At 36.7% G+C, this 24,166-nt stretch carries 22 protein-coding genes; 4 read left to right on the top strand and 18 right to left on the bottom strand.

Annotated features, from left to right (window positions below; genetic code table 11):
• Positions 1-40: 40 nt before the first annotated feature.
• Both G7081_RS01320 and rpsD read left to right on the top strand, forming a co-directional pair.
• A complete protein-coding gene (locus G7081_RS01320) occupies positions 41-886 on the top strand; it encodes a MurR/RpiR family transcriptional regulator (protein ID WP_166006700.1) in 846 nt (281 codons plus the stop codon).
• Positions 887-1,106: 220 nt separating this feature from the next.
• Entirely contained in the window at positions 1,107-1,718 is a 612-nt protein-coding gene (rpsD, locus tag G7081_RS01325; RefSeq protein WP_166006702.1) for a 30S ribosomal protein S4, read from the top strand.
• A 33-nt stretch (positions 1,719-1,751) separates the two neighbouring features.
• On the opposite strand, the gene comGG is transcribed toward rpsD, so the two are convergent.
• From comGG to G7081_RS01400, 15 genes are all read right to left on the bottom strand, one after another.
• Positions 1,752-2,120 (bottom strand): competence type IV pilus minor pilin ComGG, encoded by a 369-nt coding sequence (gene comGG / locus G7081_RS01330; protein ID WP_238786649.1) that lies wholly within the window; start codon positions 2,118-2,120, stop codon positions 1,752-1,754.
• The gene (locus tag G7081_RS01335) at positions 2,089-2,454 is read right to left on the bottom strand and encodes a ComGF family competence protein (protein WP_238786650.1); all 366 of its coding nucleotides are present in this window, start codon (positions 2,452-2,454) and stop codon (positions 2,089-2,091) included. Before G7081_RS01335 ends, comGG begins: the two co-directional genes overlap by 32 nt.
• Before the next feature lie 46 nt (positions 2,455-2,500).
• On the bottom strand, positions 2,501-2,824 hold the full coding sequence (locus tag G7081_RS01340) for a type II secretion system protein (RefSeq protein WP_166006706.1): 324 nt from the start codon (positions 2,822-2,824) through the stop codon (positions 2,501-2,503).
• Complete coding sequence (locus G7081_RS01345; protein ID WP_238786651.1) at positions 2,805-3,182, bottom strand: hypothetical protein; 378 nt, start codon at positions 3,180-3,182, stop codon at positions 2,805-2,807. Before G7081_RS01345 ends, G7081_RS01340 begins: the two co-directional genes overlap by 20 nt.
• 61 nt (positions 3,183-3,243) lie before the next feature.
• Positions 3,244-3,540, bottom strand: coding sequence for a competence type IV pilus major pilin ComGC (comGC, locus tag G7081_RS01350; RefSeq protein WP_238786652.1), 297 nt, complete (start codon positions 3,538-3,540; stop codon positions 3,244-3,246).
• A complete protein-coding gene (gene comGB, locus G7081_RS01355) occupies positions 3,537-4,580 on the bottom strand; it encodes a competence type IV pilus assembly protein ComGB (protein ID WP_166006710.1) in 1,044 nt (347 codons plus the stop codon). The genes comGC and comGB overlap by 4 nt, the downstream gene beginning before the upstream one ends.
• On the bottom strand, positions 4,516-5,535 hold the full coding sequence (gene comGA / locus G7081_RS01360; protein ID WP_166006712.1) for a competence type IV pilus ATPase ComGA: 1,020 nt from the start codon (positions 5,533-5,535) through the stop codon (positions 4,516-4,518). The genes comGB and comGA overlap by 65 nt, the downstream gene beginning before the upstream one ends.
• Before the next feature lie 81 nt (positions 5,536-5,616).
• Positions 5,617-6,867, bottom strand: coding sequence for a hypothetical protein (locus G7081_RS01365; protein WP_166006715.1), 1,251 nt, complete (start codon positions 6,865-6,867; stop codon positions 5,617-5,619).
• A gap of 34 nt (positions 6,868-6,901) precedes the next feature.
• Positions 6,902-7,417: a VanZ family protein gene (locus tag G7081_RS01370; protein ID WP_166006717.1), complete on the bottom strand. Its 516-nt coding sequence runs from the start codon at positions 7,415-7,417 to the stop codon at positions 6,902-6,904.
• Positions 7,395-7,694: a hypothetical protein gene (locus G7081_RS01375; RefSeq protein WP_166006719.1), complete on the bottom strand. Its 300-nt coding sequence runs from the start codon at positions 7,692-7,694 to the stop codon at positions 7,395-7,397. The genes G7081_RS01370 and G7081_RS01375 overlap by 23 nt, the downstream gene beginning before the upstream one ends.
• A 107-nt stretch (positions 7,695-7,801) precedes the next feature.
• Entirely contained in the window at positions 7,802-11,455 is a 3,654-nt protein-coding gene (gene rpoC / locus G7081_RS01380; RefSeq protein WP_166006722.1) for a DNA-directed RNA polymerase subunit beta', read from the bottom strand.
• A gap of 123 nt (positions 11,456-11,578) precedes the next feature.
• A complete protein-coding gene (gene rpoB, locus G7081_RS01385) occupies positions 11,579-15,169 on the bottom strand; it encodes a DNA-directed RNA polymerase subunit beta (protein WP_166006724.1) in 3,591 nt (1,196 codons plus the stop codon).
• Between the two features lie 364 nt (positions 15,170-15,533).
• Positions 15,534-15,869: a helix-turn-helix domain-containing protein gene (locus G7081_RS01390; protein ID WP_166006726.1), complete on the bottom strand. Its 336-nt coding sequence runs from the start codon at positions 15,867-15,869 to the stop codon at positions 15,534-15,536.
• A 159-nt stretch (positions 15,870-16,028) separates the two neighbouring features.
• Entirely contained in the window at positions 16,029-16,637 is a 609-nt protein-coding gene (locus tag G7081_RS01395; RefSeq protein ID WP_166006728.1) for a class I SAM-dependent methyltransferase, read from the bottom strand.
• Positions 16,630-17,211: a DUF459 domain-containing protein gene (locus tag G7081_RS01400; protein WP_166006730.1), complete on the bottom strand. Its 582-nt coding sequence runs from the start codon at positions 17,209-17,211 to the stop codon at positions 16,630-16,632. Before G7081_RS01400 ends, G7081_RS01395 begins: the two co-directional genes overlap by 8 nt.
• Before the next feature lie 262 nt (positions 17,212-17,473).
• Here G7081_RS01400 and coaA point away from each other — a divergent pair, with 262 nt between their 5' ends.
• Positions 17,474-18,400: a type I pantothenate kinase gene (coaA, locus tag G7081_RS01405; protein ID WP_166006732.1), complete on the top strand. Its 927-nt coding sequence runs from the start codon at positions 17,474-17,476 to the stop codon at positions 18,398-18,400.
• A gap of 60 nt (positions 18,401-18,460) precedes the next feature.
• A complete protein-coding gene (gene guaA, locus G7081_RS01410) occupies positions 18,461-20,005 on the top strand; it encodes a glutamine-hydrolyzing GMP synthase (protein WP_166006734.1) in 1,545 nt (514 codons plus the stop codon).
• A gap of 139 nt (positions 20,006-20,144) precedes the next feature.
• Here the strand turns inward: guaA and G7081_RS01415 are convergent, their stop codons facing one another.
• From G7081_RS01415 to G7081_RS01425, 3 genes are all read right to left on the bottom strand, one after another.
• On the bottom strand, positions 20,145-20,939 hold the full coding sequence (locus G7081_RS01415) for an abortive infection family protein (protein WP_166006736.1): 795 nt from the start codon (positions 20,937-20,939) through the stop codon (positions 20,145-20,147).
• Between the two features lie 12 nt (positions 20,940-20,951).
• On the bottom strand, positions 20,952-21,956 hold the full coding sequence (locus G7081_RS01420) for a reverse transcriptase family protein (protein WP_166006738.1): 1,005 nt from the start codon (positions 21,954-21,956) through the stop codon (positions 20,952-20,954).
• 188 nt (positions 21,957-22,144) lie between these two features.
• Positions 22,145-24,061: a retron Eco8 family effector endonuclease gene (locus tag G7081_RS01425; RefSeq protein ID WP_166006740.1), complete on the bottom strand. Its 1,917-nt coding sequence runs from the start codon at positions 24,059-24,061 to the stop codon at positions 22,145-22,147.
• Positions 24,062-24,166 lie beyond the last annotated feature (105 nt).

The raw sequence follows: 24,166 nt of genomic DNA on the forward strand, positions 1-24,166 counted from the left end.
ATGATTATAGGCTTTTTCTATACCTAGAAAGGAGTATCTAATGCACAATAACATCTTATTAGAAATCAAAAATTACTACACTAACTTCTCTAAATCTGAGAAGAAAATTGCTGATTGGATTTTAAAATACCCATCTGACGTTTTAAAACTTTCAGTCACTGATTTAGCTAAGAAAACAGAAACCAGTTCAGCAACGCTTGTCAGATTTTGTTATCGTCTAGACTTAGACGGATTCAGTGATTTGAAAATCAATTTGTCTAATTGTTTAGCAACACAGACTACTGATCTACACACTGATATCTTAGTTGATGAACCAATTGATACAATAAAAAAGAAACTCGCTTATAAAATAAATTTTGCATTTGAAGAAACAAATATTAAATTGGATAATGAGGCCATCAACGAGGCTATTAGGCACATTGAATCAGCACGAATGATATACACTTACGGTATCGGTGCATCAGCAATAGTTGCCCAAGATATCAGTCAAAAATTGGGACGTTCCGGGAAGAATGTTAGTTATACAGATAACTCTCATTTACTTGCGACATCTTTAGCTACTAACGAACAAGCTGATATCATTTTTCTGATTTCTCATTCAGGAATGAAACAAGAAGTCATTAAACTCGCTGCTATTGCTAAAGAAAATAATATTACTGTTCTATCCATGACAAGCGACAAAGATAGTCCACTCGCCAAAGAAAGCGACATTCTGCTACTAACTGCGGATAGTAATGAGCCTGTTTTAAGAAGTTCTGCTTCAAACTCATTGCTAACACAATTATTTGCAATAGATATTTTATTCTCAACATATGCTTCACGTCATTATAATTCGATGATTAAAAAAATCAGCGATTCTAAAAAGGCGATTCAAAGCCTTAATTAAGCTGAAAAGACCTTGACCCAAGGTCTTTTCTATCGTATAATAATCCTTGTGTAAAATAAGCAGCTAGAAGACAGGTACATCGTCAACAGTTCAGCGCCCGAGAGGTTCAATTGTGTAACCACGGCTGCATTGGTGAAGGTTGAAGGTTGAACTGCACGAAGACTAAAGTTTTCAGAGATTATTTTACTCCAAAAAAACAATATATTGGAGGAAACAAATTATGTCACGTTATACAGGACCAAGTTGGAAAATTTCACGTCGTTTAGGTATCTCATTATCAGGAACAGGGAAAGAGTTAGCTCGTCGCCCTTACGCTCCAGGACAACACGGACCAAACAGCCGTGGTAAAAAATCAGAATACGGCTTACAAATGGCTGAAAAACAAAAGTTACGTAACATGTTCGGAATGAACGAACGTCAATTCGTTAACACATTCGTTAAAGCTGGTAAAATCCGCGAAGGTAAACACGGTGTTAACTTCATGATCTTATTAGAACAACGTTTAGATAACGTAGTTTACCAATTAGGTTTAGCGACTACTCGTCGTCAAGCTCGTCAATTAGTAAACCACGGTCACGTTATGGTTGATGGAAAACGTGTTGATATCCCTTCATACCACGTTGAAGTTGGTCAAGTGATCTCATTACGTGAGAAATCACAAAACTTAACAATCGTTAAAGAAGCTCTAGAATCTGCAGTAGGCCGTCCAGCTTACGTAACATTCGATGATGCTAAAATTGAAGGTAGCTTATCTCGCTTACCTGAACGTGAAGAACTTTCTCAAGAAATTGATGAAGCCTTCATCGTTGAATTCTACAACAAAAAACTTTAAGATCTGTCTTACAAGTTTTCAAAAAGCCATTCTCTATTTCAGAGAGTGGCTTTTTTTATTTGGTAATTTTTCTTTAACATCATACATTAAATATCCGTCGATATATATAGACATTCTCACTTCTTCATCTTGAACACGATACTTAACATTGCCAACATTATATTGAAGGACCCCTTCATCCTTCTTGGAACTTTGATGCAAATGAGCAACCTTCTGGTATGCCATGTCTGCTATAACTTTTCCTTCATACATTCTCTTAGTTAAGATTGATAGCTCTTGTTCTTTTTTATGTAAATTCAATTCCAAGTAAAATAAACCTGATAAAATCATTAATAAAACAAGGACCGATGGAAAAATAATGCCACTCCATTTATTGACGTCCCCAACCATAAAATGTTGCACAGTATTCCTTGCCATCCTCCAATTTAATTTTAAAGTCAACACCTCCTTCATTATCGCTGAACCTGGTCTTTATGACACGTGTTAAAACTGGTTCATACCCTCCATTCTTTCTAATTCTTAACAGGTTTTTATAAAAAGATAATTCAACCAATTTATTCCCTTCTCTAAAAGTCAGTTTTTCAGGTTCAACCTTTTTTAATTGCCATTCAGTACTAATGTGCTCAAATTGATTTAGAAATAAGTGCCACTCTACTTGAGAATTTTTCCCGGCACCCACTTCAATCGCTACTGTTGATTTGATAACCGTATTAGCTAACAGAAGAATACATGACAATATTAAAAGGGCCACCATTCCTTCAAGAAGAGTAAAACCAGCTAAATTATGTTTCCCAAACTGAAAAGTATTGATTTTCAGTTTTTGATGAAATTTCCACACAATAAATCACTCCATCTTTAACCGCTGTGGTTCCGTTAAGCACAAACCCAGCGGTTACTTTATTTTCCTCATGCGCTAACTCTCCATGTTGGATTAATTCATGTGAAAATCGGCCAGCCTCCAACATGAATTCTCGTTCAGCTTTTTGCTCTCTCATAAATACTATCAAAGGAATTAAACTTATTGTGATAATCGAAAAAACAAACAAGGCCATTAGGCTTTCTAATAAAATAAACCCCTCAAAAGAATCACGATTTCTTTTTAACAAAACGACCACTCCCAATATAATACTGATAGGTGATTTTCCCCTCTTGATAATTCGTTGTAAAAGCAATACTCGATATTTTATTAATCGTTCCTGATCCAGGAGAAAATGTAATAGCCATTTGATTTGCTAATGCCACACTTGCCGGTAATTCAAGGTTTTCCTCTACTCTTTGACCGTGCTGATTATAGTAAGTAAAAATAATCTTTTTTTCTGACATCAAAGGGGTTACTCTGGTAGATTTATGAGCGTATATAGCTGATTCTTGTGTTAAATAGAGTTGATAACTTAATTCAAAGAAGAAGTAGTCCTCTTGTTGTCGCACCTGCCATGACCCTTTATGCAGCATTGGATAAGCCATCAGTATACTAACAATAAATAAAACCAATAGCATCTCGATCAAAGTAAAACCTTGCCACTTATTATTCAAGGTGATTCAAATCAATTTCTAGTTCTTTCGCCTTTGTAATTTGTTCAGCTGTTAAATAGTGTTCTGACAATAGGTTTTCGTATGATAACGGGAGATTTTCATTCATCGTAAATAATTCGGCTTGCGTTTTAACTACTTGAGTAAATGCCTTGTCACCCCGATTTTCAATTTTGTCTCTCTGGTTTACCAAATTAGGAACAAACAAAAAAATTAATACGGCGATTACAAACAGCACTATTAACATTTCAATTAAAGTAAAGCCTTCGTAACCGGGATATTTCTTTTTCAAATGACTCCCTCCATTTCCTGATAAATCGGTAACAGCAATGCTCCATAAACTAATAAAATAACTATCGCAATCCCCACAAATATTAGTGGCTGAATCCAGACCAGTGCTGTTTCAACTTTAGTGTTTAAATCTTGCCAAAGTCGCTCACTATATAACATTAATTCCTTACCTAATTTTCCTTTAGCTTCTCCTCGTTGGACGATGTGCCCCAACTCTTTTTTCAAAAAAGGGATGCCTTTTAAAGATTGTCCCCAACCTAGACCTTTTTGATAGCACGTGATAACTTGTTCACTAAAGTCTTTTGATACTCTTCCCGCACCTGATTGACCCATCACTTTTAATATATCTTGCATTTCCAAACCAGATAAGAGTAATTTCCCAATTTCATTAGCAAAAAAAGCAGTCATCACATAAGATATATATAAGTGAAACACTGGCATTCTTGATAGTAAAGATAATCGTTCCAATCCAGACTTATCGCGTGTGACAATCAAAAAAATGACACCACTCAAACAAAAAATGACACCAATTATTAAAACCGATTCTGGTCCCCAATTAATAATAAAATTGGCAAAAGAAAATTGATTCCTACCCGCTACCGTCTGTTTAACTTCTGGTAAAACAACCCACCTCATAGCAAACAAAATCCCCATTAAGAAGCCTACTAAAATGATTGGGTAGGTCAAAACTTTTTTTAATTCACCTTGTCTCGCCTTTTGTTTTTGCAATCGTTCTGCTATTAAAACCAACGATTCAGAGAGGTTTCCGTCCATTTCACCTAAGTACAAAATCATCTTTTCGTAATCTGTAAAGCCTAATAAACCGAGACCTTCACTTAATGTTTTTCCTTCTAAAAAAGTCCTATTTAATTCAAATAATTCTACTTTAAGTTGGGGCATGATTACTTCCATAAAAGGAATGGCTTCGTTTAATGTAAAGCCGTTTATCATTAATGCACTTAACACTTCAACAAACTCACGTTTCCGACGCCCCCGCCAACGCCATTTGTTCTTGATAAACGGCTGTTGTGATAAAGCCATAAGCCCAAGCTTTCTTATGATAATCCGCCATATTTTTTTGATTCTCGATTTGATTTGTAAACGAGGCATTAAATATCACTCCTCTTGAATTATGATGACAATACACATGACAAACATCCTGACAATACGGACATTTAACAGGTAATAACTTTTGGAAGATAACTCCTCTGAGAACTTGCTCTAAATCGTTACTATTAATGCCCAGTTCTAATAACCTTTGAACGATACTCTGCTTCGTATCCCCATGAACTGTCGTCAATACTCGATGACCGGTTAAAGCCGCTCTGATTGCAGCAGCAGCCGTTTTCAGATCTCGAATTTCACCAATAATTAACGTATCTGGTCGGTGTCGCAAACAAAGTTTTAACAATTCTTCATACGTAGCTCCAATCATCTCATTTACTTGTAACTGTAAGAATTCTGAGTAATGAATTTCTACTGGATCTTCTACAGTAATTACTTGCTGATACTCCTCAGAAAAACTTTGAGCAAAATTGAACATAGATGTTGTCTTGCCCGTACCTGTTTTTCCTGCAAATATATATAAGCCACTTTTTTTCATACTATTCTTCATTTCGCTGAATTTTTTCGGGAAAAATTGCTGAAAGCTAGATTCACCTTGGAAACTTTGTAAAAAACGAACAACTAAACTTTCTCTATTTTTAAAGTCACCAACCGTAGACAGTCTTAAAAAATAGCTCTGCTCTTTTAAGACAAACTCAGTTGAGCCAAGTTGCGGTAAGCGTCCTTCGCCAACATTCATATCTCCTAAAAACTTAAAATAGACTAACATTCGCTTCCCGATTCCCAAACTTACTCGACATTGTTTCCGTTTTAAGTCACCATAGCGATAAGACAAGGTATAGCCCCATTCATTTGGTAATAAATACATATCCGAAGCACCAGTCTTAATCCCCAGCTCTACGTAATAGGAAACTTGCTCTTTTATTTCCATCAGTAACCTCCCTCTTTATTAATATTTGCAAAGTTTATTTTTGTACACAAAAAACACCAACAAATTGTTGGTGTTTTCTTTTTATCCCATATAAGACATCATACGTGAGTTTACGTAATCAGCTAAATGTAAAAACATTTCGTTTAATGTTTGAGGTGCAGTTGGCGATCCCCATTCACCTTTAGCGTGATGGGTAGCAACCATAGAAATTAAATCATGTTGTTTTTTTAGTGGCAACTCAATCTCAGTTGTTTCAAAATAGTTATATAATTTCATTGTTCCTAATTGAATGTGGCCAAATCTAGCCCCAAACTCATCCATATCAATCGCTGATAGAGTCTGATTTTGATAGACTTTTGTATCACCAGTTAACATAAAACTTAACTTGCGAGCAGTGTCTTCCCCTGCAAAACGGTATTCACAGATTTTCCCCATATCATGTAACATTGTACCCGCTATAATTGTATTTAAATCAATCTCATCTTGGAAAGTATCAGGGTGATCCATACAGTACTTACGAATTTTATGAATGTATTCATTTGTATGATCGGTATCATCTCCGAATTTATTAAATCTCAGGTCATGTTCTAAAACAAGGTCATTCCCCTTCCATTTAATGTCATTCATAAAGTCATAAATGCTTCGCAAACTAGCACTACCTTTGTCAAACCCTTCTTTTTTAAAGGCATTCGCCATTGTATAAGCAACTTTCAAAACTTCCATACTATGAACTAATAAGCCACCTAAATAATTATGGTGATTGCCTTTGGCAGCAACAGCAGTAGAATACAATTCCCACATATCTCCGCCAATCAAGTCATTGACTAATTGTTTATATGGAGCTGATAATGAGGCAAAATAAATCACGAAGTTATCGCGAGCTGCTTCTATTTCAGTTGCCGTTTCTAAAAAGTCAGCAGGATCTGTTTGAGCTGCTGATAAAATATCCAAATCATCAACCATCACACTATAAAAACCTTTGTATTCATTAACTTTCCCGCGAATATGAACCGAACTGGCTTGTTCGAGATTAGCAACATACCCATCCACATCACCTAGGTTAGACAACCACATTTTACCTTTTAAGGTTTCAACTTGATTAGACAAATCAAAACTCAGTTGTTTTGGCGTTTGGCGAATACTACCAACAAGATAGGTCCCTTCAATTGTTTGACCCACCATTGTTGTTAAATCATGGGCGGTTCCTGTTTGTTCTGGATAACTTGCAACTGGAAAGTATGCCACTAATTTTTTAAACGTCTCATTATCCTTTTGTTGTGGTGAGACATCACGGTTTAAATAGTACTTAATTTCTTCATTTAGAGTTCTCATTTAAATCCTCTTTCTTCTATTATATAGTGATCTATTAACGTCGTTTCTTTCTCAAGTGTTTAACTAATACAACAACCAAACAAATGCCAATGGCTGTAGCAGCACCGATACTGTCTAAGATAACATCTTCAAACAAGGGACTACGTCCGCCTGTAACCATTTGATGATATTCATCTAAACCAGCATAACCTGTCGCAGCTAACCAGCTTACAAAAGCTGTTAATCCCACATTGCGAATTCTTGGTTGTAGTCCTAAATACCCTGCGCCACCAATCACAAAATATGAAATAAAATGAGCCAGCTTCCTGACAAAGAACTGAATGAATCCAACATAACCACTATCAGAAATACTGACCGGTTCCCCACCATACATAAAACTAACATTGTTTAAACTCTTAAAAAAGGGTTCGTCTCCCAAAATCTTACTAATTAAGCCTGATTGATCTTGTTGTTCGAAGGTTTGCGATGATGAAATGAATAAAATCACCATCATCAATCCTGCAATATATAAATAAATATTCGCATTTTTAATCTTCTTGCTGACTGCCATCTTGCCATGCCTCTTCTTTCTCTGCTTCACTCGCTTGTTCTTTTTCTATCTCTTCTTTTTGCAACTTCCCTGCATTCTCTATTACACGTTTTACTTTATCTTCCAAGAATGGAACAAAGCCCACAGCTAATTGTTCATCATAATCTGAATCCTTAAATTCATTTTCCCAATGATAAAAGTTGCCACTTAGAATGCCTTCGTGTTTTTTATAAAATGCTAATAAATTTTCAGCTTCCGATCCCTCATAATTTTTTTTAATGTATTTTTTTACGCTCATTAAAACCCTTCTTTCTAAGTCCTTATAGCTAACTTTACCACCTAGAAAAACATCTGTCTAACAAAAAAAGGCTGAGGGAAAATTCCCTCAGCCTTTTAAATAGCTAATTAGTCTTTATCTGAAAGTAATGCATCTTCAGCAGCCATTTGAGCTTCGATGTCGCTGATGCTGTATACATTTTCGCTTGCAACGCCAACTTCTTTCGGCTCCATGTTACGGTATTTCGGCATACCTGTTCCGGCAGGAATAATCTTACCAATGATAACATTTTCCTTAAGACCAAGTAATGGATCTTTCTTACCACGAATCGCCGCATCTGTAAGGACACGAGTCGTTTCTTGGAATGAAGCAGCAGATAAGAAACTGTTTGTTTCTAATGATGCTTTTGTAATACCTAACAAGACTGGACGACCTGTAGCAGGTGTACCACCAGCAATTAATGTGCTGTAGTTTTGATCTTTGAAATCTGAGATATCGATTAAAGTACCTGGTAAGATGTCTGTGTCACCTGGATCCATAACGCGGACTTTACGTAACATTTGACGAACCATAACTTCAATATGTTTATCGCCGATTTCTACCCCTTGCATACGGTACACTTTTTGTACCTCACGAAGTAAGTAAACGCCAACCGATAAGACATCACGAATTTGTAATAATTGTTTTGGTTCAATCGAACCTTCAGTCAATGCTTCACCACGTTTGATTGTGTCGCCTTCAGCAACTTTCAAGCGTGAGTTGTAAGGCACTGCGTATGAACGAGTATCAGTTTTACCTTTAATCGTAATTTCACGAGTACGAGTTGCAGCATCTTCAACAATCTCAGCAACTTCACCAGTAACTTCAGTGACAACTGCTTGACCTTTTGGATTACGTGCTTCGAAAATCTCTTGGATACGAGGTAAACCTTGAGTGATATCGTCTCCGGCAACCCCACCTGTATGGAAGGTACGCATTGTTAACTGAGTACCAGGCTCACCGATTGATTGAGCGGCAATTGTACCAACTGCTTCGCCGACTTCAACGTCAAGACCTGTTGCCATGTTTCTACCATAACAGTGACGGCAGACACCATGTTTAGTGTTACATGTAAAGACTGAACGGATTGTTACTTCTTCGATACCAGCATCAATGATTGCTTTAGTTAAATCTTCTGTAATCATTTCATTACTAGCCACAATAACTTCACCAGTTTCTGGGTGAACCACTGTTTTACGAGCGTAACGTCCTAATAAACGTTCTTCTAATGTTTCGATAACTTCATTACCTTCTTTAATCGCAGAAACGATTAAGCCACGGTCAGTTCCACAATCGTCTTCACGAATGATAACATCTTGGGCAACGTCTACTAAACGACGAGTCAAGTAACCAGAATCGGCTGTCTTAAGGGCTGTATCGGTCATACCTTTACGAGCACCATGGGTAGAGATAAACATCTCTAAGACAGATAAACCTTCACGGAAGTTAGAAATGATAGGTAATTCCATGATACGACCATTCGGAGCGGCCATCAATCCACGCATACCAGCAAGCTGAGTAAAGTTGGAAATGTTACCACGGGCTCCAGAATCACTCATCATGAAGATCGGATTCTTATCATCTAAACTTTCCATAAGTTTCAATTGAATTGTATCTTTAACACCATTCCAAATGCCGATTACGCGTTCATAACGTTCGTCATCAGTAATTAAACCACGACGGAATTGTTTTGTAACGTTTTCAACTTTTTCATGGGCTTCATCAATCAATGCTTGTTTTTCATGTAGGACTACGATATCCGCAATACCTACTGTCATACCAGCGATTGTTGAGTATTTATAACCTAAGTCTTTCATTCTATCTAACATTTTAGATGTTTCTGTAATCTTGAAGCGTTTGAAGACTTCAGCGATGACATTACCAAGATTTTTCTTCTTGAATGGGCCCACTAATTCTTGCGCAGCAATGTGTGCTGGAATATCTGTTCCATTTTCAACGAAGTACTTATCTGGTGTTTGAATAGTTAAGTTATAATCTGATGGTTCGTTTAAGTATGGGAACTCAGACGGCATAATTTCATTGAATAATGCTTTACCAACAGTTGTAATCAATGTGCGTTCTTGTTGCCATTCAGTGAATGGTTTTTCCGGCATTGATGAAGTTTGTAAACCAATACGAGTGTGTAAGTGAACGTAACCGTTCTTCCATGCTAATTCAGCTTCTTGAACATTGCGGAAGACCATTCCTTCACCTTCACGTCCTTCATCTTCCATTGTTAGGTAATAGTTACCTAAGACCATATCTTGAGAAGGTGTGACAACTGGTTTACTATCTTTTGGATTCAAGATATTTTGTGCCGCTAACATTAACATACGAGCTTCAGCTTGCGCTTCTTCGTTTAATGGTACGTGAACGGCCATTTGGTCACCATCGAAATCGGCATTGTAGGCTTCACATACTAATGGGTGAAGACGGATTGCGCGACCTTCAACTAGAACTGGTTCAAATGCTTGAATCCCAAGTCTGTGAAGAGTAGGTGCCCGGTTAAGTAAAACTGGGTGTTCTTTGATAACGTCTTCTAGGACATCCCAGATTTCATCATCTAAACGTTCAATTTTACGTTTGGCATTTTTAATATTGCTTGCGATCTCACGACCAACTAATTCACGCATTACAAATGGTTTGAATAATTCAATTGCCATTTCTTTTGGTAAACCACATTGGTACATTTTTAAGAAAGGTCCTACGACGATAACTGAACGACCAGAATAGTCGACACGTTTACCAAGTAAGTTTTGACGGAAACGACCTTGTTTCCCTTTTAACATATGAGAAAGAGATTTAAGTGGGCGGTTACCTGGTCCAGTTACTGGACGGCCACGACGACCATTATCAATCAAAGCGTCAACCGCTTCTTGTAACATACGTTTTTCATTTTGAACGATGATGCCTGGTGCCATTAAGTCTAATAAACGTTTCAAACGGTTATTACGGTTAATTACACGACGGTATAAATCATTCAAATCTGAAGTAGCAAAACGGCCACCTTCAAGTTGAACCATTGGACGAATTTCTGGTGGGATAACAGGGATAACATCCATTACCATCCAACCAGGTTCGTTACCTGAGCTACGGAAAGCTTCTAAAATGTCTAAACGACGAACAGCACGTGTCCGTTTTTGACCTGAAGCAGTTTTTAATTCTTCTTTTAATTCAGCAACTTCTTTATCTAAGTCTACGCTATCAAGTAAACGTTTGATTGCTTCAGCACCCATTCCAGCTTGGAAACGTTGACCAAATTCTTCACGTTTTTGACGGTATTCTAATTCTGATAATAGTTGTTTTTTCTCAAGCGTTGTATCCCCAGGTTCAGTGACTACATATGAAGCAAAGTAGATAATTTCTTCAAGAGAACGTGGGCTCATATCCAAGATAAGACCCATACGACTTGGGATTCCTTTGAAATACCAAATGTGTGTTACTGGTGCAGCTAATTCGATGTGGGCCATACGCTCACGACGAACTTTTGAACGAGTGACTTCAACGCCACAACGATCACAGACGATTCCTTTATAACGGATACGTTTATATTTACCACAGGCACATTCCCAGTCTTTTGTAGGACCGAAGATACGTTCACAGAACAGACCTTCACGTTCTGGTTTCAATGTACGGTAGTTGATTGTTTCTGGTTTTTTAACTTCACCATAAGACCAGCTTCTGATTTTTTCTGGAGAAGCTAAACCAATTTGCATGCTTTCGAATTTATTTACATCGATCAAAAGGTGTTCCCTCCATTTCATATTTATTACTACAATTTAGAGCATCTAAGTTGTGGGAAAAGTGGCCATGCCACTTCCCTTCACAACAAATTGACTTGCAAGTCACGAGTGACTGACGATCAATTAATCTTGAGTTTCTTGAGCTTTTGCTTCAGCATCTGCTTCAGCTTGAGCTGTTTTTGCTGCTTGTTCTTGAGCGTATTTAGTTAAGGCATCAACGGTAATTAAACCATCTTCCTCATCGTCCATATCGCGCAATTCAATCGGTTGATCATCAATATCTAGTACTTGCATATCTAAACCTAATGATTGTAATTCTTTCACCAATACGCGGAATGATTCTGGCACGCCTGGTTTTGGAATTGGTTCACCTTTAACGATTGCTTCGTAAGTTTTAACACGACCAACAACGTCATCTGATTTGTACGTTAAGATTTCTTGTAATGTGTAAGCAGCACCGTAAGCTTCAAGTGCCCAAACTTCCATCTCACCGAAACGTTGTCCACCAAATTGAGCTTTACCACCCAATGGTTGTTGTGTCACTAATGAGTAAGGACCTGTTGAACGTGCATGTAATTTGTCATCAACCATGTGGGCTAATTTCAGCATGTACATCACACCAACAGATAGACGGTTATCAAATGGTTCACCAGTACGACCATCATAAAGGATAGTCTTAGCGTCTTTCGCCATACCAGCTTCACGAACTGTTGACCATACGTCTTCCTCGTCCGCTCCATCAAATACTGGTGTAGCGACGTGGATACCTAATTGACGAGCAGCCATACCTAAGTGTAACTCAAGTACTTGCCCGATATTCATACGAGAAGGAACCCCTAATGGGTTAAGCATGATGTCGACTGGCGTACCGTCTGGCATAAATGGCATGTCTTCCTCAGGCATAATGCGTGAGACAACCCCTTTATTACCGTGACGTCCGGCCATCTTGTCACCTTCTTTGATCTTACGTTTTTGCACGATGTAAACACGTACTAACATGTTTACGCCTGGTGCTAATTCGTCACCCGCTTCACGAGTAAAGATCTTAACATCGTGAACGATACCGTCACCACCGTGTGGTACACGTAGAGAAGTATCACGAACTTCACGAGCTTTTTCACCAAAGATTGCATGTAATAGACGTTCTTCAGCTGATAATTCTGTTACCCCTTTAGGAGTCACTTTACCAACTAATAAATCACCATCATGAACTTCCGCACCAATGCGGATGATACCCATCTCATCTAAATCTTTCAGAGCATCTTCACCAACGTTTGGAATTTCACGAGTAATTTCTTCAGGTCCTAATTTTGTATCACGAGCTTCTGATTCATATTCTTCAATATGGATAGATGTATACACATCATCTTTAACCAGACGACGACTCATAATGATCGCATCCTCGTAGTTGTAACCTTCCCAAGTCATGAAGGCAACTAAGACGTTTTGACCTAAAGCCATTTCGCCTTCTTCCATTGATGGGCCATCTGCTAAGATGTCGCTCTTATCAACTTTTTCACCTAGAGTCACGATTGGACGTTGGTTATAACACATACCCGCATTAGAACGATTGAATTTAGTTAATGAATATTTATCTAATGTTCCGTTTGAACGACGAATACGAATTTCAGTCGCATCTACGAATTCAACAACACCATCATGTTTAGCTACTAAAGCCGAACCTGAATCGTGTGCTGCTTTGTATTCCATACCAGTTCCCACGAATGGTGAACGAGGTTGGATAAGTGGCACAGCTTGACGTTGCATGTTGGCACCCATCAAGGCACGATTTGAGTCATCGTTTTCCAAGAAAGGAATACACGCTGTCGCTACCGCAACTACTTGTTTAGGTGAAACGTCCATGTAGTCAACTTTATCAGTTGAAACTTCAAGGTTTTCACTTTGGATACGGGCCATAACAACATCATTTTTGAATGTACCGTCTTCGTTTAATTTTGAGTTTGCTTGCGCAACCATGTAGTGATCTTCTTCATCAGCGGTTAAGTAATCGATTGTTTCCGTTACAACACCTGTTTTGCGATCAACACGACGGTATGGCGTTTCAATGAAACCATATTCGTTAATTTTCGCGAAACTTGATAAGTTATTGATCAGACCGATATTTGGACCCTCAGGCGTTTCAATCGGACACATACGACCATAGTGAGAGTAATGTACGTCACGAACTTCATAACCAGCACGGTCACGAGTTAAACCACCAGGCCCTAAGGCTGATAGACGACGTTTATGACTCAACTCACCCAGTGGGTTAGTTTGGTCCATGAATTGTGACAATTGAGACGAACCAAAGAATTCTTTGATTGACGCAACAACTGGACGGATGTTGATTAATTGTTGTGGTGTTAACGTTTCAGTGTCTTGGATAGACATTCTTTCACGAACCACACGTTCCATACGAGCTAAACCAATACGGAATTGGTTTTGTAATAACTCACCAACTGAACGAATACGACGGTTACCTAAGTGGTCGATATCGTCAACGTTACCGATGTCTTCTTGTAAGTTAAAGAAATAACTCATTGAAGCAATCACGTCAGCTGGAACGATTGTTTTGTTATCTGCTTCGATTTGACCATTACCGATAACGTTAATCACACGCTCAGGATCTTTCGGAGAAAGAACTTTGATTGTTTGAATTGTCATTGGTTCTGTCACGACAGCATCTTCAGTTGGGTAGTAAGTTTCATTGTTTAACCCAGCATCTAAATGTTTGCCTAATTCATCCATCACATCATGGTTGATGACAGTGCCTTTTTCGAATAAAATTTCACCAGTTTCAGGGTCAACTAACGTTTCACCTAAAGTTTGGTTTAACAAACGTGTTTTAAGACTTAATTTTTTGTTGACTTTGTAACGACCAACAGCTGCTAAGTCATAACGTTTTGGATCGAAGAAACGAGCATTTAACAAGTTACGTGAACTGTCTGCTGTTTTCGGCTCACCAGGGCGTAGACGATCGTAGATGTCTTTCAACCCTTCCTCAGTACGTGAGTCTGAAGCATTTTTGTGGATATCTTTTTCAAGTGTTAAACGTAAGCTTTCGTTTTCACCAAAGATTTCTAAAATCGTATCATCTGATCCGAACCCTAAAGCACGAACTAAGACAGATAATGGAATTTTACGAGTACGGTCAATACGTACGTATGAAATGTTTTTCGCATCTGTTTCCATTTCTAACCATGCACCACGGTTAGGGATCACAGTTGTGCCAAAACTTTCGCGACCGTTTTTATCAGTTTTACCGTTAAAGTAAACACCAGGAGAACGAACTAATTGAGAAACGATAACACGTTCTGCCCCGTTAATGATAAATGTACCCATTTCAGTCATAAGTGGGAAATCTCCGAAGAATACTTCTTGAGATTTGATTTCGCCAGTTGTCTTATTATCCAAACGTAACGTTACGTGGATTGGCGCTGAGTAGTTAGCATCGTGTGCACGAGCCTCTTCTACCGTGTATTTAGGTTCTTTTAATTCATAGCCAACAAACTCTAAAGCTAATTTGTCGCTAAAGTCTTTGATCGGTAAGATATCTTCGAACATTTCTTTCAGCCCTTTATCAAGGAACCACTGATAAGAATCTGTTTGAATTTCGATCAAGTTTGGTAATTCTAACACTTCATTGATTCGCGCATAACTTCTTCTTTCGCGATGTTTTCCGTATTTTACTACGTGTCCAGCCAAAGTCTTCACCCCTCTGTATTTTTTCCAAAAGTACCATCGTCATGTCTTAATGAAACGAATATTACATATTCATTACATTTGCGTTACAGATGCCTTTTTAAGCAAAAAAAAGACAAAAATAGAATATTTCCCGTAATCGGCTCTTCTACTTTTGTTTTTCTATAACATAAAACACAAAATGGACAATATTTCACTCTGTATTTCGTTGATTTTAGATAGCTTTTGCAACTAATAATTATACCGCCTTTCAAAACCTGTGTCAATGTCACCTCTAAGGTTTTTAGCTGTTTTCATAAGTTTTCTGCTGTGTATTTTCAGGTTTGTAACATTCCTGTTTTATTCCAACAAAAAAGTCGACTGATTAAGTCGACTTTTAAAAAATATGTAATACGTATTTCATGACACAAAGTAGGGGGATAATCGCTCCCCAGATAATCAACATAATCGGTCTGGCACAATCATCGTTCCACCACATCATTTTGCTATCCTTAATTACTTTCTTTTCCATTTTTTCATCTCCTTTAATCAAGACGTCTAGCGATAGTCCAAAAACATCACTTAGCTTTATCAATTGTTCCGTGTTAGGTAACGCTGTGCCTAATTCCCATTTTGAAATTGACTGGCGCGAAATCATCAGCTTTTTCGCCAAATCTTCCTGACTCCAACCTCTTGCCAGTCTTTCTTTTTTGATTAATTCCGATATCATCATTCCTATCGCTTCCCCTTTCAACTCTAGTTTCGATTATTATCATTCATTTGACCAGAACCTAACTGGTGCATCTTAGAACCAGATAGTTGCAACCTTATTATATCAGCCTTTATAGACTATCCAATAAAAAAAGACAACTCTGAGGAGCTGTCTTTTTATTTACCCTTGTTTCACACTTTGTAAGATGAAGTAGCCTTTTTCTTTCGTGAGTGTTTCTACATTCCCGAAGACTTCTTCCATTTTTTTAGCCGCACTTGGGGCACCTTGTTTTTTCTGAATGACAACTGTCAACGTCCCACCTGTTACTAATTTAGGATAGGCTCCTTCTAAGATTTCATGAACAACTTGTTTACCGGCACGGATTGGCGGATTACTTAACACCGCAGCATACGTTCCTTCAACCGCCTCATAAATATTTGATTCATGAATTGTGACATTTGAAATACCATTCATTTGCGCATTTTTTTGCGCTAACTCAACAGCCCGTTGATTAATATCGACCATCTCAACTTGACGGTCTGTTGCTGAAGCTAAAGATAAACCGATGGGGCCATAACCACAGCCGACATCTAAAATGCCCCCAGCTGGTAAGTTTTCTTCTGAGAAAGCATCAATTAAAACACGTGACCCAAAATCCACGGTTTTCTTTGAAAAAACACCAGCATCTGTAGTAAATCTAAACATTTTTCCTTTTAACTCAAAGGTCCACTCTGATAAATCATGAGGGGTACTTGGTTGATTTGTATAGTAATGGTTATTGTTAGTCATTGCGCCCTAACTCCTTTAATTTTTCTTGAATTGAGGCGATCATCTTCGCCGCTAAATAATCATACCCGGATACCGAAAAGTGCAAGCCATCCACTTGGTAAAAACCTTGTTCTACCGCAACTGCTCGCATCTCTTGAAATAGCTCCACAAATGGAATCTCATAAGTTTCCGCTACCTCTCGAACTACTTGATTATAGTTTAAAACTTCTTCGTCTGGTCTTTCTTCATCATACCGTTTTGGATTAACATATGGCAAGCCTATCAAGATAACTTTCTGACTACCAATTTGCTCAACAATCGAGACCAAGTTGGCACGGTATTGCTCGAGCGGCACCTCACAACTAGGACACACATCATTTGCGCCAAAGAAAACTGTCACCACTTGCGGCTGATAACGTAATACATGATCATGCAATCTCACTAAAGCACCAGTTGTCGTGTCACCAGGAATTCCCGCATTTACGACGTCAACTTCGGTTAGCTTAGCACTTATGCGTTTTGTTAGTTCATCTGTAATTTCACCCTCTGTATAACCAGCTGTGATACTATCACCGAATAAAATAACCTTCTCCATAAGACACCTCCGTCACTTCCGCTAGATTTTGGCAGTGCGTTTTCACTCCCGAACTTCTCTTATGATAGCACGCTCCCATTTTTTTGGGTATCAGAACTTCTTCTTTTCATTGATTTTCAACGGTTTTTTCACAATTTTGTCCCCTTACTTAAAACATCTTCTTTCTATAGTACAAAACAAGATGAAATTCTAATAGAATCATGTTAGAATAACCTTTATAAAGATTTATCACACACTAACGATAACGGAGGCTTTACTTCCTATGGAAAGCTCTAAAAAATTCTTCGATTTTTCCCGTGCTGAATGGGAATCATTTTATCGTAATGGGATTCCCCCATTAACGGAAGAAGAACTGCAAGAAATCAAAAGTTTGAATGATAAGATTTCCTTACAAGATGTCCAGGACATTTACATGCCCTTAACTCACTTAATGCATATTTATATGAAAGAAGATGAGTCGCTACAGCTTGGGAAAGACTTGTTTATGCAATCCTACACAGGAGTTACGCCATTTATTATCGGTGTCGCTGGCAGTGTGGCTGTTGGAAAAAGTACCACAGCTCGTCTATTACAAATGATGTTATCGCGGATTTTCAAACGCCGTAACGTTCAGTTGATTACAACAGACGGATTTTTATACCCTAATGCCGTGTTAGAAGAAAAAGGGATTATGGAACGTAAAGGTTTCCCTGAAAGCTATGACATGGACAAACTCTTTAACTTCTTAGAACAAGTTAAAGCTGGTAAAGAAACGGTGGAAGCACCGGTTTACTCACACGATGTTTACGATATCGTACCCGATGAAAAAGCGATCATTAACGAACCAGACATTTTGATCATTGAAGGGATTAACGTTCTGCAACATCCGATTACAGAACAAATCTACATTAGCGATTTCTTCGATTTCTCAGTCTATGTGGATGCAGAACCTGAGTTGATTGAAAAATGGTACTTAAACCGTTTTGGCAAGTTACTTGATTCAGCCTTTTTAGACCCAGATAACTTCTACTACTCTTACGCTATTGGTGATCGCGAAGAAGCCTTTGCCATGGCCAAACAAGTGTGGCGTGATGTGAATCTGAAAAACTTGGAAGAGTATATCTTACCAACCCGAGGCAACGCCAATGTGATTCTTCACAAAACAGAAGACCATCAAATTGACCGCGTCTTACTAAACAAATTTAAATAGTTAATAGAGCTGACTCTAGTGGTCAGTTTTTACATAAAATAACGAAAGATAGGTGAAGACATGAGCCAAGCAACAATGGAAAAAATCATCGTATTAGACTTTGGTAGTCAATACAACCAACTTATTACTCGTCGTATTCGCGAGTTCGGTGTTTTCTCAGAATTAATGAGCCACCGTATCACTGCAGCAGAAATCAAAGAAATTAACCCAATCGGGATTATTTTCTCAGGTGGACCAAACAGCGTTTATGCTGATGACGCCTTCAAAATCGATCCAGAAATCTTCAACCTAAACATTCCAATCCTTGGAATCTGTTACGGTATGCAACTGATGACCAACGAATTTGGTGGTAAAGTTGAAGCCGCTTCTAAAAAAGAATATGGCCAAGCCTTCATCGATATCCAAGATGACAAAGCAGGTTTATTCGCAGGTCTACCTGCTCGCCAACAAGTTTGGATGAGTCATGGCGACTTAGTAACAGAAGTACCTGCTGGATTTGAAATCACAGCTACAAGTACTGACTGCCCAATCGCGGCGATGGAAAACAAAGAGAAAAACTTCCACGCTGTTCAATTCCACCCAGAAGTTCAACACTCAGAGTACGGTAATGATTTATTACGTCACTTTGCAATGGACATCTGTCACGCGAAAGGCGACTGGACAATGGATAACTTCATTGACACAGAAATTGCTAAAATCCGTGAAAAAGTTGGCGATAAAAAAGTTTTACTTGGCCTTTCAGGCGGAGTGGATTCAAGTGTTGTTGGGGTTCTTTTACAACGCGCTATCGGCGACCAACTAACATGTATCTTTGTTGACCACGGTTTACTACGTAAAGGTGAAGGTGACCAAGTAATGGATAGCCTATCTGGTAAATTTGGTTTAAACATTATCCGTGTAAACGCAAAAGAGCGTTTCATGGAAAAACTTGCTGGTGTTTCTGATCCAGAACAAAAACGTAAAATCATTGGTAACGAATTCGTTTACCTATTCGATGATGAAGCAACTAAATTAGACGGTATGGAATTCCTGGCACAAGGAACTCTTTACACAGACGTGATCGAAAGTGGAACTGAAACGGCGGAAGTGATTAAATCACATCACAACGTTGGTGGTTTACCTGACGATATGCAATTCAAACTAATCGAACCTTTAAACACATTGTTTAAAGATGAAGTTCGCGCTTTAGGTATCCAATTAGGAATGCCTGAATCACTAGTTTGGCGTCAACCTTTCCCTGGACCTGGATTAGGTATCCGTGTTCTTGGTGAAATCACTGAAGAAAAACTTGAGATTGTCCGTGAATCTGACGCAATCTTACGTGAAGAAATCGCTCTTGCCGGTCTTGACCGTGACATCTGGCAATACTTCACAGTCCTACCTGGCATCCGCTCAGTAGGTGTTATGGGTGACGGCCGTACTTACGATTACACTGTTGGCTTACGTGCCATCACATCAATCGACGGTATGACAGCTGACTTCGCTCGTATCCCTTGGGACGTTCTCCAAAAAATCTCAGTCCGCATCGTAAACGAAGTGGCACACGTTAACCGTATCGTGTATGACATCACATCCAAACCACCAGCAACAGTTGAGTGGGAATAAAGAGCTAACATAATATGAATGCGAAACACCTATTTAGCAACATTTAGGAGCATGTAAAACGGATAGAAACAACTAATTTTATATCGTTCCCTGCCGAAAACCCTGCCAAGAATATTTCTTAGCAGGGTTTTTATTATATTTATTTATAAAGACACTCATAAGTTTCCCATGTAAAATTAACAATAGCTACCATTGAATTGACTACTAACATTGCATATCTCGGAGGTAATTCTTCGAAATTTTTCTCTTTGCCATGTCCTGATCCTTTTTCATTTCTCAAGCCATTAATCCCTTGAATAATTTGAGTCAATCCCGAAAGAACTTGCTGAACATCTCGACTTGACTTAGCAGATAAATTATCCTTTGAGTCCAAGTTTAATTCTTTAAACACTTTCTTTCTCAATGTCAAGACAGTTTCATCTTTTGAATACGCTATCTCAAGATCGTCCAGAATATATTTGAAACACGTCTCTAATAATTCTTTAGATTTTCCTATCGCATCAGACGGTGCATCCTTTATAGCATCAATAATTAATTGAGATTGTTTTTTTATATAATCGCTATCTACGTTCTTCACAAATTCACTTTCGAAAAAAACATGCTTATCTTTTTCTTTCAAAAGCGCCAATTCCTTATCTAAGATTAATTTAACTCGAGGTGCATAATCGAGCATATATTGTGTTATATCATCCGAATTTTTATTCATCATTTCGTAGTGCTCGAAAAACTTGATTAACAATTTTATTCCATCCGTCTCTAATTCCATATCGACAAATTTTTCAAGCGTTTTCCCTTTAGAAAGACCATATTCTCGCCGTATACTTCTGCCGATATAATATTCGGTAAACTCATCAAAAGTACTATTGGTAAAGTCGAGAACATATCCCCCATTATTAAAAAAAGATTTTATTAACTTTTTTTCTAAATAATCCAAATTTAACCTCCTTTACTCTTGTCTTAATAATTGAGCTTCAATCCTCTTGATTAACTTAGAGGCTGTATCTTTCCATTTCCCTGTTTCTTTCTTCTGAATAGAAGAAATCAAAAAAGACCTATATCCACTTAAATAATTAAATAAATACTCTAAATCAAATATTCTATTACTTATTTTACTAGAAAAATACTTTTTACTATTCAGACGATCCGTTGCAACATCTAGATTCACACTACTTTCCATTATAAAAAGAACTCTTCTAATTTCTCTTAGCTTGGATTGACTCAGTCTAGTTTCATTAGAAATCACATAGCCATTTAATACTAATTCATTCTTTGCATACTTAGTTTTAGATGAGTTTAACTTTAAATTAAAGTCTGCTAAAATTTTCTTTGCAATAGCAATTGTATTTCCAACAAAAAAATCTTTTCCTGTATTTGACGAAATAATAATGTCATCCGCATATCTACTATATTGATAATTTAACTTATCACAATATTTTTGGAATCGAAGATCCGCTCTAACAAAAAAATAATTCGATATAAAAGGCGATGTTTTAAATCCTTGCGGTATTTTACCTTTAAATGTAATAACAGTAAAAAAAAGTTCTTCTAATTTAACTCTTTTTTTTACATTTCGCTCAAAATCTTTTGCAAGATTTTCACAAACTAACTTAGCATCTATTGAGCTAAAAAAATCTTTTAAATCTAATTTCAAAAAGTCTTTTTCTTCACTGCTGCAATGTATATCTAAAAAATCAAAATATGAACAATTTTCTCTAAAACCAAACGAATTTATTGGAAATTCAACTTTATTAAAATAATTGTCTGACAAAAAAGATTGCAACCGACCCAAAATGCAGTCACCTACAACCATTGTTATATTACGTTTAGTTCCGTTGTTCTTATTTATATTAAATTCTTCAACATTATTTTTTTTATCTAATTCAAGTTGATCAATCAACTCGGATATATTTTTTTTATACACATGCTCTATATGATCGGATAAATTATACATAGTTTCCTCCTATTAAAAACAAGCAAATAGCAAGTACTTTCTAAACACCTCGCGAAGCGTTTCATACAGGTGAACACGTGAGTGCTGACTAGTTGTAAAGATTTTCCCAGTGCCTTTTTCTCCCTCATATTAACTATATAAGAATGAAGTATCACGGGTTATTATTTTATTATAAGAATAATAACTTACTACTTACTATTTAACTTACTTTCAATTATCTTTATTATAGCATAAATTTCCGGAAAATCATTTTCAAACCGTTTTCTCTTCATATTTAAACCATTTTTATTCATATACTGTTTTTGACCCATGACTTTTTCAGAATAATAATTCAAGAACTCAGTAACCCAACCAGATGTCTTTTTAAATGTTTGTTTATTTGAAAAATAATCATCTTTTTTAACTTCAGGTATATGTTTAATACTCAATAACATATCCGTCTTACCATTAAGTAACAGCCTATTAATAGCTACTTTCTGGCTAGCTTCAATACCTTTCTCATAGTTGAATTTTATTTCGTATTCATCCCTCAACCATCTTAGAAGCCACTTATTAGTTTTTATATTTATTATTGATCCTTCTATCGTTGTCCTAGTTGCAAGGATATCATGCCTCATTAGGATTTGCTGAATATCCTTAAACACCTCATCAAACTCTGGTATACTATCAAATTTACTTTCACAAACAAATTCCTTATCATTTAATTTCAACAGATTTTTCAATTGAGAAATTTGTTGCTTGTTTCCATCCTTTGAAATGCTAAGCTTTAACTTCCTAACTTGTTCATCCATAGTTTTAAAAGGCGAGTATGATGTTTTTCTTTTATATTTCATTTGGTACTTATTTGATTCTTCTGTAAAGGTTATAAATTTATCCAAGTCATTTAGAACCAATATGGGTAACCCAGTTTTTTTAGATGTTTTATAGAATAATTTAAGTACTACATCATTAGAATCCACATTAACAATATCTACTTTAAATAAAACTGGAAATAATTCTCTTAACAATTTATGAGAGAAAAGTTCAATTTCTGTAACACCTTCCACACACAAAATAAAGTCTGAAAAAAAACAGCTAGACTCTCTATCAGAAATAAAAAATTGCTCTCGCTCATCACTAAACCCATACATTTTATTTAACATCATATGATCATTTAGTACTCTTACTCTATACAATGTACCTCCTTTGTTCATTAAACTTGTTAAAATTCTTGGAGAATGTGTAAATATAACAAATACCACTTTCTTAGAATATGAATTAATTTTATACATCAGCTCATCTACCATCTTTGGATGTAAACCTTGTTCGGGTTCATCTAATAAAATGGTTACATCTTTTAGTCGATTATTAGAAATCTCGAAGCCAATATAACATAAAAAAAGAATATAATTTAACGAATTAGTCCCATCTGAATAATATTCCAACTCCTTACCTTGCTTTATAAATTCCATACCACCTAGTTGTTGTTGTAACAGTTTTAGTATACTATCTTTTTTATTATCCGACTTAATAGTTAAACCATTTTCTTCCATGAAAGAATTAACTATATTGGAGTACTTTTTGAATTTAGAAAATTCAGATATAGCGATATTATCTGATATTTCACGAGTGATTTCACGTGCATCTTTCGCATTTATCAAGTCTCCCACAACATTCCAAATTTCTGACCAATCAGTCAAGCTAATGCTTCTTGTATCACAAAAATAAACAGGATGTGAATTATATATGATATACCTCTCATCATAACCAATATTCCATTCAGGCAATTTATTCTTTTCTTGTTTCATTGTCACTATATATTTTTCAGCATTAAATAACATCATACTAAACAACTTCATTTCATATACACCTGAAGAATATTTTAATATTCTAGAAAAATCAAATTCAATTGAGATTTCAACAGGTTTATGATACAAAGAATTACTATCAAAAATATCATTGGAAATATTTAGATCAATTAAATTATCAAAAAAATATTCAATTGCTTTCAAAATAGTAGTTTTTCCCGTTCCATTTTTACCAACAAATGCATTTAAATCATTTAAATCAAATGTAGCACTATCAATTGATTTAAAATTTTTAATACTGACTCGCTTTATCGTCATTATTACACCTCTTTAATCTAAGTAATAAGTTAACTGTAATTTAATAACCTTAGTACATTATAAACCATTAGTTACATTAAAACTATTCACCTTATTACCTATAAT

Source organism: Vagococcus coleopterorum (genome assembly GCF_011303955.1).
GTDB lineage: Bacteria > Bacillota > Bacilli > Lactobacillales > Vagococcaceae > Vagococcus_D > Vagococcus_D coleopterorum.